This window comes from Rhizobium sp. CB3060 (assembly GCF_025200735.1).
Lineage (GTDB): Bacteria > Pseudomonadota > Alphaproteobacteria > Rhizobiales > Rhizobiaceae > Rhizobium.
On the sequence record NZ_CP104159.1, the window covers coordinates 1,917,315 to 1,929,171 of the forward strand.

Consider the following 11,857-nt stretch of genomic DNA (forward strand, 5'->3'; position numbering starts at 1 on the left):
ATGGCTTTGGCATTCGAAAACGAGCGGACAGCGGACGGCGGCCCCGAGGGCATGGTCTGGATCCCCGGCAGGACCTTCACGATGGGATCGGACAACCACTATCCGGAGGAGGCCCCTACCCATCCGGTAAGGGTCGACGGCTTCTGGATCGAGGAAACGCCGGTGACGAACCGGAAGTTCGTGGCATTCGTCGACGCCACCGGCTACGTGACTTTCGCCGAGAAGGCTCCCGATCCCAAAGACTATCCGGGCGCACGCCCCGAAATGCTGAAGGCAGGATCGCTCGTCTTCTTCCAGCCGAAGAATGTTGCTGGCCCGGACATAACGCAGTGGTGGAAATTCAAGTTCGGCGCGAACTGGCGCCGTCCGCTCGGCGGACTGAGTGACCTGCGTGGAAAGCTGGACCATCCTGTTGTCCATATCGCCTGGTGCGATGCCAAGGCCTATGCGGACTGGGCGGGCCTCAATTTGCCGACCGAGGCGGAGTGGGAACTTGCCGCCCGCGGTGGCCTGGACGACGCCGAATTCGCCTGGGGGGATGAACTCATGCCCGACGGTCGCCCGATGGCCAATACGTGGCAGGGAACATTTCCGACGCTCAGCACCAAGCCTGCGGGAAAAGAACGGACCTCGCCCGTGCGCTCTTTCCCACCGAACGGCTACGGCCTTTACGACATGATCGGCAATGTGTGGGAGTGGACCTCCGATTATTGGTCAGCACGGCACACCGAACCTGCCGCCAAATCCTGCTGCATCCCGAGCAATCCCCACGGCGGACCGGCAGATGCGAGCTACGACCCCATGCAACCACAAATCCGCATCCCGCGGAGGGTGCTGAAGGGCGGCTCGCATCTCTGCGCCCCGAACTATTGCCGTCGTTATCGCCCGGCCGCCCGCCATGCCGAGCCGGAGGATACGTCCACAAGCCATGTCGGCTTCCGCTGCGTGAAAAGAACGACCGCGTGACAGGAGATATCCGATGAGACCGATCCGGAACACCGAAACGATCCTCGCCTCGCTGATTGTTGCCGTGTTTACGCTGGCGGCGGGCTTCGTCAGTCCCGCCTTCTCGCAGGAGCCGCTGCCGTCATGGAACGACACGGCCGCGAAGAGCCACATCATGGCCTTTGTCAAGGCAACGGTGACGGATGGCGGCGAAGGCTACGTCGCGCCTGAAGATCGCATCGCAGTCTTCGACAATGACGGCACGCTCTGGTCCGAACAGCCCTATTACGTCCAACTCGGCTTCATGCTGGACCGGGTGAAGACATTGGCGCCGCAACACCCGGAATGGAAGGAGAAGGAACCGTTCAAATCCATCCTTGCCGGCGATCTGAAAGGGATCGCAAAGAGCGGCGAGAAGGGCATCGTCGAACTCGGCATGGCAACGCATGCCGGAATGACGACTGACCAGTTCGCCTCGATCGTCACGGACTGGTTCGCAACGGCAAAACATCCGAAGACGGGCAAGCCGTATACGGAGATGACGTATCTGCCGATGCGCGAACTGCTCGACTATCTGCGCGCCAACGGCTTCAAGACCTACATCGTCTCCGGCGGCGGCGTGGAGTTCATGCGGCCGATTACGGAAAAGGCCTATGGCATCCCGCCGGAACAGGTGGTGGGAAGCACAATCACCACCGAATTTGCGATCGTCGACGACGTACCTGTCCTGAACCGTCTACCGGAAATCGACTTCATCGACGATGGCCCTGGCAAGCCTGCCGGTATCAACAAGTTCATCGGGCGCAAGCCGATCTTCGTTGCAGGCAATTCCGACGGCGATTACGAGATGATGCGGTGGACGACCGCGGCGAAGAGCCCGGGCTTTGCGATGCTGATCCACCATACGGACGGCGATCGCGAATATGCCTACGACCGCCAGTCCGCGTTTGGGAAGCTGGACAAGGCGCTCGACGAAGCCGGACGCCGCAACTGGCTGGTCGTTGACATGAAGAATGACTGGAAGAAGATCTTCGCTTTCGAATAGTCAGGGCTGATGGCGGCAAGCCGGGGGCCGGGCCTGCCTGCCCTCCCCCGGTCAGAAGTGGAATACCGCACCCACCATCGGGCCGTGCTCCACGATATCCTCGGTGAGGCTGCCATTGCTGTAGTTGACGCCAAGCGCTCTGTAACCGGCAATCGCGGAGCCATGGCTGGCGCCAGGTCGGCGGCGTGAGAAGCCACCGGAGCGGCAAGAGCCACTGCCGACAGGCGGCCTTCTCCGACATCCCCGCCTCTAGGATGCGCTGGCAAGCCGGTCGGCGGCTTTGAAGTCCGCACCGGCCTTCGTCAGGCCGTCCTTGAGCTTTGCAGTAATGGACGGGTGATAATGTCTCTGCTCCATTCTTTGATGAAACAGGCGAATGAAATCCGGATCCTGATTCTGCATGGCTGCGAGCCGCGGGGCAGCCTGGCTCGATCCGAGCTGAGCCAGTGCGGCGATCCTCAGCACCTTCAGCACATAGTCGCCGCGATGCACCTGCTCGGCCAGCAACGAGGCCTCGGACCAGTCGGACCTGCGATAGGCGTCGAGAGCGAGAACGATAACCGCATCGCCTGGCACGGCGTCGACATTGCGCCCGGCATCCCGTGCCAGCGAGACGCCTGCGTCGAAATAGCCGGAGGCAAAAAGAACCGTGGCGAGCGTTGCGCCAACATCCGGATTGTTCGGATTGAGGGACATGGCCCTGTTGCCTGTGTCTATTGCTGCCGTGTTCCAGCCCGCGGCAAACTGCGTCATCATCAGGGCGACTTGCGCCCGGTCGGAACGCGGCGCAAGCGATACGGAGCGGCTTGCGAGTTTATAGGATCTGGCGAGCGTCGCCTGGTCGATCACACCCTCTTCTCCTGTCAGCAGCGCCCTTGCGAGCGTTGCGCCGGCGTCTGCATCGTCCGGACTTTTCGCTATTGTCCGCTCCAGACAGTTCATCGATCTCGCAATCACCGCTGAGTCTCGGTCCTCGAGCGCGCGCTCTGCGCGGAGCACGCAAGCGTTTCCAAGCGAACCTGCAGCGCTTCCATAGGTCTCCGCGTTATTGATCACGCTATCGCTCGAGGCAAACCTTCGGGCTAGAGACGCCGCGAGATTCATGCTAACGGCCGCGGGGCTCTTGCCTGCCGTATCCTCCCTTTCGACCCCGGACCGAAGCACTTCGCCGGTCGCGAGGTTCGCTATCTGCCACCAGATGCTTCTATCGTTCCCATCGCCATAATACTTCATCTCGATCCGATAGGTGTTTGCGTCGGAAGAACGGTGGGCCGCAAACTGCAGTCTGTCCGGGGGCAAAGCCTCGGTGACAGTCAGCGTCCGAAACTGGGTCAGGGCGGTCAGCAGCATCTCACGCGTCGCGTTTGCCTCTCCGCTCCATGCGGCGTCGGCAGCCACCATCTCGACCGAGACCGCCGGGCGGACAGTGATTGCCGGAGCAATCTCAGACATTCCCCACATGAGCGCCGTCCCCATGCCAAGGACTGCCGCAATCGCTGCCCATGCCTGCCACCCTGCAACCGGAGAACGTTTCGAACGCGAAGTTTGGAGGGGGCCGATGTATTCCTCCAGCTCCCTCCTCGCTGTTTCGGCCTCTGCCGCTTCACCGCCGATCTCATATTCCGGCAAGGATGATGCGGAAAAAATCGTGACATAGCGCCCCTTTGGCAGGTCGATCATGATTCCGCGCGGCGAGCCGTATGCTTCGTAATACTGGCTGAGCGCAGTACGAAGCCGGCTAACCTCGATACGGACGATAGGATCGAGGGAGGCATCGAAACTGCTGGTGCGTCCAAGCACATCGATTGCTATGGAATAGGCTTTGACCCCTTCCGCACGCCCGCTTAATCCCTGCTCGGCAATATATCCGAGAATTGCCTTCGCCCGATCCGTCGCATGAAACCTTGGGTCGGAGAGCAGCCTGTCGAGCTCGGCTCTGGCGTCTGCTTCGGAAACTTCGCAAGCCCTCGTGTCGTGTTCTTCAGCGTCCATGGCGGCCCCCGCACACATTGGTCCAGCTAAAGTAGAACAGACGAATTTATCGCTCAGAAAACAAACGGTTGCAATACAAGTCTCTAACAAAACCAAAACGTGATTGATTTTGACGCGAGTTCGCGGGTTATTTCGGCACGCTCGAACCGCGTTCGAGACAATATTGTATGACTTCGGATTCAATTTCCGCGCAGATGCCCGTGTACTCTTCGATCATGGGCGAGCGGTCGCCGGTGGATTCGCTACGAAGCCGGTCCAGCGTGGAGCACGCGTCGTCATAGGCTTCGAACAGATTTCCAAGCGAAGAGGGCTTCGTGGCAAGAATCTGAAGGCGGCCGCGAATTGACGGCAGCTTCAACATCAACCGCCACATGCCGCGTTCCCGTGTACCTACCGGGGCTCTTTCGTTGCCGCTCCCCTTGTCCATCAGACCATTCAGACTCCCGCCGGCACCTTTTTCAGGAGTATGATCCGGCGCCCACTTTCAGGAAGTACGTTACCGTAACAAGGACCGTAAATGCCCTGCACGATAGTTGTTACGCCGAGTTTACCGTAACGTACTCCCCTGTAGGGAACTTGTATGCTCCATTTGAGGACCGACAGAGGAGCATTCCATGAAGCCTGCATATCTTGCCGTCGCCACGGTCTTCATTCTCGGCCTGCTTCTCCTCGCACCCATGGCGCATGCCCAGCAGCAAACCTCGGATGCCAAGGTCGATGAACTCGTCCGCTTGCTGCAAGATCCCGACGTCAAAGCCTGGCTTGACAGCCGCAAGGCCGGCTCCGCAGCCGGGCCGGCTGCGGAGCAGGATGCTTCTGCGCTTGCCGACTGGGACAAGCGAGCGCGCTCGCGGTACGGTGGCATTATCGCCGCCATACCGACGATTCCCGGTGAAATCGCCGCGGCCATGCGCCGAGGGCGGGCCGATGCAATCGACCACGGATATGCTCCGATCGTCGTGCTGCTGGGAGGGCTCGTACTGCTCGGCGCGGCGGTCGAAGCCGTATTCCGGCGACAATGGTCGCATCGCGCCTCGTCGTCTCCGGTCGCCGCGGAATTCCTGCCGATTGCCGTTTTTACCGCAGCCATGGCGATCGTTTTCTTCGTGGTCGACTGGCCGCCTCTCGTGCGCATCGTGCTGTTGACCTATCTCATCGCTTTCGTGGCCTATCGTTGCCTCTCGGCGGCAGTGGCGCTTGCAACCCCGGACATAGGCCTGCGTCGGCGAATCAAGGCGTTCGCAGGCCTGCTTTTCTTTGCAATAGCGACCGCAACCCTTGGGCCTCCACTCGGCGTCCCGCCACCTGTCAACCAGGCGATTTCCTTCTGCTTCTCGATCTTCCTGTTCGCGCTCGCCCTGGAAGCCGTCTGGACCCGCAATTCATCGTCGCGTTCGCGAAAACTTGCGCTATCGCTCTGCCTCTTTGCCGTCTGGCTGCTTTGGCTGCTGAACTTCAAGGGTCTTGCCTGGCTCGGGATCTTTGCCATGATCCTGCCGCCCCTGCTTCGCCTCGTCGGGCGCGCCGTCGAGCGTGCAATGGGAGACAACCGGAAAGATCTCAAGGCCGTTATCGCTGCCAGGGGTAGCCGGGCCGTCGTCATCGCGATCGCGGTCGCATGGCTTGCAATGGTGTGGCACCTCAATCCAGATTCGCTGGCGCATCAGGATCCCACCTTGAGCGCCATTACGTACGGCCTGCTGAAGAGCGCCGTCGTTCTTCTCGTTGCCGATCTCGTTTGGCATATCGCCAAAGCCTTCATCGACAGCAAGCTGCAGACTTTCTCCGCCGATCCTTCCGCGCATGGCGGCGAAGCCGCGAGCGAGCACCGCATCGCCACGCTGCTTCCGATCTTCCGCAATGCGCTGGCCGTCTTCGTGCTCGCCGCGACGGCACTGACCGTGCTCGCCGAACTGGGAGTTCAGATCGGCCCCCTCATTGCAGGCGCGGGTATCTTCGGCGTCGCCCTCGGCTTCGGCTCGCAGACGCTTGTGAAGGATGTCATCAGCGGCATCTTCTACATGCTCGACGACGCATTCCGCGTCGGCGAATACATCCAGAGCGGCAGTTACAAGGGCACTGTCGAATCCTTCAGCCTTCGTTCGGTACGCCTGCGCCATCACCGCGGGCCGATCTTTACCGTGCCCTTCGGGGCGCTAGGTGCGGTGCAGAACATGAGCCGGGACTGGGTGATCGACAAGTTCATGCTGCGTGTTGCATTCGACACCGACATCGCCATGGTGAAAAAGCTGGTAAAAGCCATTGGCGCAGAGATGAAAGAAGATCCTGAGCTTGCCCCATTCATCATAGAGCCGGTGAAGATGAAAGGCGTCGAGCAGATCGGCGAATTCGGGATCGAGCTCAGCTTCGCATTCAGTACCGTGCCCGGCCATCAGTCCGCCGTGCGCCGTCGGGCCTATACGATGATCCGCGATGCGTTCCGATCGAACGGGATCGAGTTCGCCCAGCCGACCGTGCAGGTCGGCGGCGAAGAAAAAGCCGAGGGCAGCGCAGCGGTGGCGGCGCTCCGGTCGGTCCAGCTCAAGCAGCAGGCCACCGAGGCCCCGAAGTAACGGCCATGTCATCGTATTAGGAAGAGCTGTGGCTACGGATCATGCGTGGCGGTCTTTTCGATACGCTGATGACTGGATTGAGACTCACAAAACGACGTGGCGCCCTCGTCTTGGGCAGTCCTGTGTTGGGGAACCCTGATCCTGTTGCTCCTGGGCTCCGGGCGACTACAGCGAACTGGAATTTTCCAGGCTTTTTAGGTGGTTACGCACCAATCAATAGCCTCATTCCGCCTTCTCGGAACCCGCAAACATCGAGCCCGGAGGTCGGCTCGAGCGCAATGCGCTGCTTTGCGCAAAATGCACCACATTCTGTTTATTGGTTGGTAGTGCTTTTGATTTATCGGGATAATCAGAGGTTGATAGCCGCCATGCATGGCACAAGCGAAGCCGTCAGCCACGATATGAGTCTTATCCATTTGCCAGCGAGGCGCGTCACTTGAACCACCGCCTCCTCCAATTTTTAGGCTATATGATGAAAACAAAAATCCGTTCTTGCGCCATTTCCGTAGTCACTGTTGCGGCATTGGCAGGGTGCCAAACTGCAAAGCCTATCGCGATGAGCGTTGTGGCCACACCGACCGCGAAAGGCGTACAGTACGGCGATGTGCTGTCACCACAGCGCGCTGCCGGTCAAGACATCCCGGCGCTCAAAGGCCAGAAGATTGTTACGGTGCGAACCTACGAGGATGTCCGGAAGAAGGACGCACAATTTTCCACCAGAACCGAATTGGAAGGCATCGACTGCGCGTTGGACAGCGAGGGGTATCGTGCCTCTGTGAAGACTCCCGCAGAAATTAGAGTGCCTGACTACGGCTACGCCTCACGCCCGGTTTCCGTCCACTGCCAAGCCCCGGGCTACAGGACCGGTTATGCAAGCGCTCAGCCTTTCGATGAAACATCCCATGACCGCATGGCGGCAGCAAGCAACAACGGTCTTGTAACAATGGTGGCAGTCGCCTTAGTCGATGCCGCGACAGACAAGAAAAAGCATGACTACAGCTATCCGCCCGTATTCGTGACGATGAACCGGATTGGATGTGAAAAGGACAAATCAGGATGCCACTAGCGCATAGCTAGCTTTCACTTGCTTTGGCAAAGACCGCGCTAACGTCGCTGACAATTTCCACATGGGAATATGCGGCCTGCGCAGCGCCGGCGCCATCCGCTCGCATGATCGCCGTTACGATTACGTCGTGCTCGTCATAGGATTTCGCCAACCGGCCGGGTAACCGAAACTGCGCGCGACGGAACGGCGCAAGCCGCGCTCGGCTTTGCGTGACCAGTTCGTAGATGTGTTCGTTGTGCGCGCCGCGATAAAGCCGAGTATGAAACTCGGTATTATGGGCGGCATAGTCTTCCTCCGCACCCAGATGCACAAGGCGTGCGGAAGCGTGATGCTCGATTTCCAGCATGCGCCGTTCTTCGACTGTCATTCGCTCGGCCGCAAGCCGCGCGCAGATTGCCTCAAGCTCCGCCATCGCCTCGAACATAGAATGCAGATAGGTCTCGGTCACATTGGTAACGAGGGCGCTGCGGTTCGGCTCGCGTTCGACAAGCCCCATTGCCCCGAGTTCGCGCAGCGCCTCGCGCACCGGCGTGCGCGATACTTCGAAACGGGCGGCCAGCGAAATTTCGTCAAGCTTCTCGCCCGGTAGCATCTGCCCGGTCACGATCATGTCGGCTATTGCCCGCACCATCTGTTCGACGGTCGTTCCTGCCCGGATGATCTCTCTGCGCCTGACCTGTTTCAAGGATCGATTCTGTTTTGTTGCGTGTTGCATACACATGTAGCGCCGGCTGATCAAAGTCAAACACTGGCAATATTATATTGTTTATATTGAATAATATATCGCGCGAATCCAAGCCAGCGTGCACTCAATCGCTATTGCTCATATGATTATACGGCTATTTTATAGGCTATGCACAATCTTTGGCCTGATTGAGATTAAAATTGCATACACTTTAACATCTTCCCTAAACAACCCCGGAAATTTTTATGTAAAATCAACGCAATAAAATCTGGCACGGGCATTGCATACACTTTTCTGCAATCAGTTGAACCGGCAAAACCGCCGCACGGGGAGCATTCCGATGACCAGACTCCTTTCCATGAACCGCCGCCGTTTCCTTCAGGCTTCCACCACCACCCTCTTCGTCGGCACAGCACCCGGCTTTTTCTCCTCCCAGGCCCTTGCGCAGACAGCCCTCACCGTCGGCTTCATCTATGTCGGCCCGAAGGATGACTATGGCTATAACCAGTCGCATGCCGAGGGCGCAGCCGCCGTCAAAGCGCTGCCGGGCATCACAGTTGTCGAAGAAGAGAACGTGCCCGAGACGGTCGACGTCCAGAAGACGATGGAATCGATGATCAATCTCGATGGCGCGACCCTGCTTTTCCCAACCTCCTTCGGCTATTTCGACCCCCACATGCTGGCCATGGCCGCCAAATACCCCGATGTCCAGTTCCGCCACTGCGGCGGCCTCTGGCAGGAGGGCAAGCATCCGGCCAATACGGGTTCCTATTTCGGCTATATCTTCCAAGGTCAGTATCTGAACGGCATCGCAGCTGGCCATGCAACGAAGAGCAAGAAAATCGGCTTCGTTGCCGCCAAGCCGATCCCGCAGGTCCTGCAAAACATCAATGCCTTCCTGCTTGGGGCTCGGTCCGTGGATCCCACCATCACCTGCCAGGTGATCTTCACCGGAGAATGGTCGCTCGCGGTCAAGGAGGCCGAAGCGACCAACGCACTGATCGATCAGGGCGCCGACGTCATCACTTGCCACGTCGACAGCCCCAAAGTGGTGGTCGAGACGGCCAGTGGCCGCGGCGCCTTCATTTGCGGCTACCACGCCAACCAGAGCCCGCTTGCTCCTGAAAAATATCTCACCGGTGCCGAATGGGCCTGGGGCAACGTCTACAGCAATTTCGTCAAGAAGGCGCAGGCAGGCGAAAAGCTCGGCAACTTCGTACGCGGCGGCCTGAAGGACGGCTTCGTAAAGATGAGCGCACTCGGCCCAGGCGTTTCCGAGGCGGGCCGCAAGGCCTTCGAGGCCACGCATGCTGAGATGATGAAGGGTGGGTTCTCGGTCTTCAAGGGGCCGCTGAAGGACAACAAGGGCAACATAGTCGTGACCGCCGACAAGAGCTACGCCGAAGACGCGATCGAGCTCGAAAGCATGAATTACCTGGTGGAAGGCGTCGTCGGGTCCACAGCGTAAACCGCAAAGGGAGAAGCGCCATGACTGTCCAGGCCAACGATCCCGCAATATCAGTCGCTTCCGAAAAACCGGCTTCGTTGCGCCCAACCCTTGAATGGATCGCGCGGCGGGCCGAGCCGATTGTCATCGGCCTTGCGGCTATCGTGATCGGTCTTGCGCTCTTCTCCCTCTTCATCCTGGCGATCGGCAAATCGCCCGCAATGCTCTTCCAACTCATGTACACCGGCGGCTTCGGCAGTTGGTTTTCCGTGCAGAACAGCCTCAGCCGTGCCGCACCCCTTCTCCTGACGGCACTCTGCGTTGCCCTACCTGCCCGTCTCGGCCTCGTCATCATCGGCGGAGAGGGCGCGGTCGTGCTGGGTGGCGTAGCCGCCGCGGCGATGGCTCTGCCACTCGTCGGCTCGGCACCGGTCTTCCTGACCTTCATTCTCATGGCGATCGCTGCCATGCTGGTTGGCGGCGTCTGGATCGGCCTCGCCGGCTTCCTGCGCCATTACCGCGGCGTCAATGAGACCATCTCGTCGCTGCTGCTTTCCTATATCGCCATCGCCCTGATGAACCAATTCGTCGAAGGGCCGCTGCGTGATCCTGCAAGCCTCAACAAGCCCTCGACCAAGCCGTTGCCGCAAGACTACATGCTTGGCCATATCCCGGGCATGGACGTGCATTGGGGTCTCGTCATTGGCGTCGTCGCCTGCATCGTTTCATGGGTATTGATCGAGGTGACGAGCTACGGCTTTGCGGCCCGCATCGCCGGTGGCAATGTCCGCGCCGCGCAGATCCAGGGCCTGCCGGTCGGCCGGCTGATTGCCGGCTTCACGGCGATCGCCGGCAGTTTCGCCGGGCTTGCCGGCATGATCGAGGTCACAGCCGTGCAGGGCAGCGCCAACGCGTCGCTTGCCGCTGGCTACGGCTACACCGGCATTCTCGTTGCCTTCCTCGCTCGGCACAATCCGCTGGCCATTATCCCGGTCGCGATCCTGCTTGGCGGCATCAATGCCGCGGGCGGCCTCATCCAGCGCCGCATGGGCCTGCCGGATGCCACGGTGCTGGTGCTGCAGGGCACGCTCTTCATCGTCATCCTCTTCTGCGAGACCTTTTACGGCCGCTTCAAGATCTTCAATCCCGACCTCTGGAAAAGGAGCGAATGATGGACGACACCGCAATCGGCCTCTGGGGAGTGCCCCTCGCCATCTTCGCCGGCGCGATCCGCGTCTCGACGCCCTTCATCTTCGTCAGCCTCGGCGAGACGATCACCGAGCGTTCGGGCCGCATCAATCTCGGCCTTGAAGGCACGCTCGTCTTCGGTGCCATGACCGCTTACGCTGTCGCCGTCATGAGCGGCTCCCCCTGGCTCGGCGTACTCGCTGCAATGGCGACCGGCGCAATTTTCGGCGCCGTGCATGGCTGGATCTGCAAATGGCCGAAGGTCAACGATATCGCGATCGGCATCGCCATGATGCAGTTTGGCCTGGGCCTCGCCTTCTTCCTCGGAAAACCGTTCATCCAGCCGGCGGCGCCACACCTGCCGGCAATTCCGTTAGGATTCTGGTCCAGCCTGCCGCAGATCCAAGCGGCGCTGAGCATCAACGTGCTGTTCATCCTCGGCGCGATGCTCGCCTTCGCCCTCCGGTGGGCGTTCAAGAATACGCGTGTCGGCCTCATTTTGCGTGTCGTCGGCGATAGCACGGATGCTGCACGCGCCATGGGCGTCAATCCGGATCGCGTGCGCCTGATGGCCACCGCCGTCGGCGGCTCGCTGGCGGCGATCGGCGGCGCCTATCTCTCGCTCTACTATCCAGGCTCGTGGAACGAACGCATCTCCTCCGGCCAAGGCTTGATGGCCGTGGCGCTCGTCATCTTTGCGCGGTGGAATCCGATCGGCTGCTTCCTCGCAGCATTGCTCTTCGGCGGCGCTGGGGCGCTCGGCCCGGCGTTGCAGTCGGTCGGAGTGACCGAAGGCTACTATCTTTTCTATGCCGCCCCTTACGTGCTCACGCTCGTCATCATGATCATTACCTCGTCGCCCACGCGCTCGCTCGCCGGTGCGCCGGGTGCACTCTCGCTCACCAAATAGGAGAGA

At 60.1% G+C, this 11,857-nt stretch carries 10 protein-coding genes; 7 read left to right on the forward strand and 3 right to left on the reverse strand.

Going from position 1 to position 11,857, the window contains the following annotated elements; genetic code table 11:
- Positions 1-966, forward strand: a complete 966-nt coding sequence (locus N2601_RS28015) for a formylglycine-generating enzyme family protein (protein WP_104827630.1) — start codon at positions 1-3, stop codon at positions 964-966.
- A gap of 13 nt (positions 967-979) precedes the next feature.
- Positions 980-1,990, forward strand: a complete 1,011-nt coding sequence (locus N2601_RS28020; protein ID WP_104827631.1) for an HAD family hydrolase — start codon at positions 980-982, stop codon at positions 1,988-1,990.
- 249 nt (positions 1,991-2,239) lie between these two features.
- On the opposite strand, the gene N2601_RS28025 is transcribed toward N2601_RS28020, so the two are convergent.
- Positions 2,240-3,982, reverse strand: a complete 1,743-nt coding sequence (locus N2601_RS28025) for a hypothetical protein (protein ID WP_104827633.1) — start codon at positions 3,980-3,982, stop codon at positions 2,240-2,242.
- Positions 3,983-4,109: 127 nt separating this feature from the next.
- Entirely contained in the window at positions 4,110-4,409 is a 300-nt protein-coding gene (locus N2601_RS28030) for a hypothetical protein (protein WP_104827634.1), read from the reverse strand.
- A gap of 187 nt (positions 4,410-4,596) precedes the next feature.
- On the opposite strand from N2601_RS28030, the gene N2601_RS28035 reads away from it, so the two are divergent.
- Positions 4,597-6,555: a mechanosensitive ion channel family protein gene (locus N2601_RS28035; protein WP_245464129.1), complete on the forward strand. Its 1,959-nt coding sequence runs from the start codon at positions 4,597-4,599 to the stop codon at positions 6,553-6,555.
- A 436-nt stretch (positions 6,556-6,991) separates the two neighbouring features.
- Entirely contained in the window at positions 6,992-7,621 is a 630-nt protein-coding gene (locus N2601_RS28040) for a hypothetical protein (RefSeq protein WP_104827635.1), read from the forward strand.
- 7 nt (positions 7,622-7,628) lie between these two features.
- Here the strand turns inward: N2601_RS28040 and N2601_RS28045 are convergent, their stop codons facing one another.
- The gene (locus N2601_RS28045) at positions 7,629-8,336 is read right to left on the reverse strand and encodes a GntR family transcriptional regulator (RefSeq protein ID WP_104827636.1); all 708 of its coding nucleotides are present in this window, start codon (positions 8,334-8,336) and stop codon (positions 7,629-7,631) included.
- Positions 8,337-8,646: 310 nt separating this feature from the next.
- Here N2601_RS28045 and N2601_RS28050 point away from each other — a divergent pair, with 310 nt between their 5' ends.
- Genes N2601_RS28050 through N2601_RS28060 form a run of 3 tightly spaced genes read left to right on the forward strand, consistent with a single transcriptional unit; the run spans position 8,647 to position 11,851 of the window.
- Entirely contained in the window at positions 8,647-9,774 is a 1,128-nt protein-coding gene (locus N2601_RS28050) for a BMP family ABC transporter substrate-binding protein (RefSeq protein WP_104827637.1), read from the forward strand.
- A gap of 20 nt (positions 9,775-9,794) precedes the next feature.
- A complete protein-coding gene (locus N2601_RS28055; RefSeq protein WP_104827638.1) occupies positions 9,795-10,925 on the forward strand; it encodes an ABC transporter permease in 1,131 nt (376 codons plus the stop codon).
- Complete coding sequence (locus N2601_RS28060) at positions 10,925-11,851, forward strand: ABC transporter permease (protein ID WP_104827990.1); 927 nt, start codon at positions 10,925-10,927, stop codon at positions 11,849-11,851. Before N2601_RS28055 ends, N2601_RS28060 begins: the two co-directional genes overlap by 1 nt.
- Positions 11,852-11,857 lie beyond the last annotated feature (6 nt).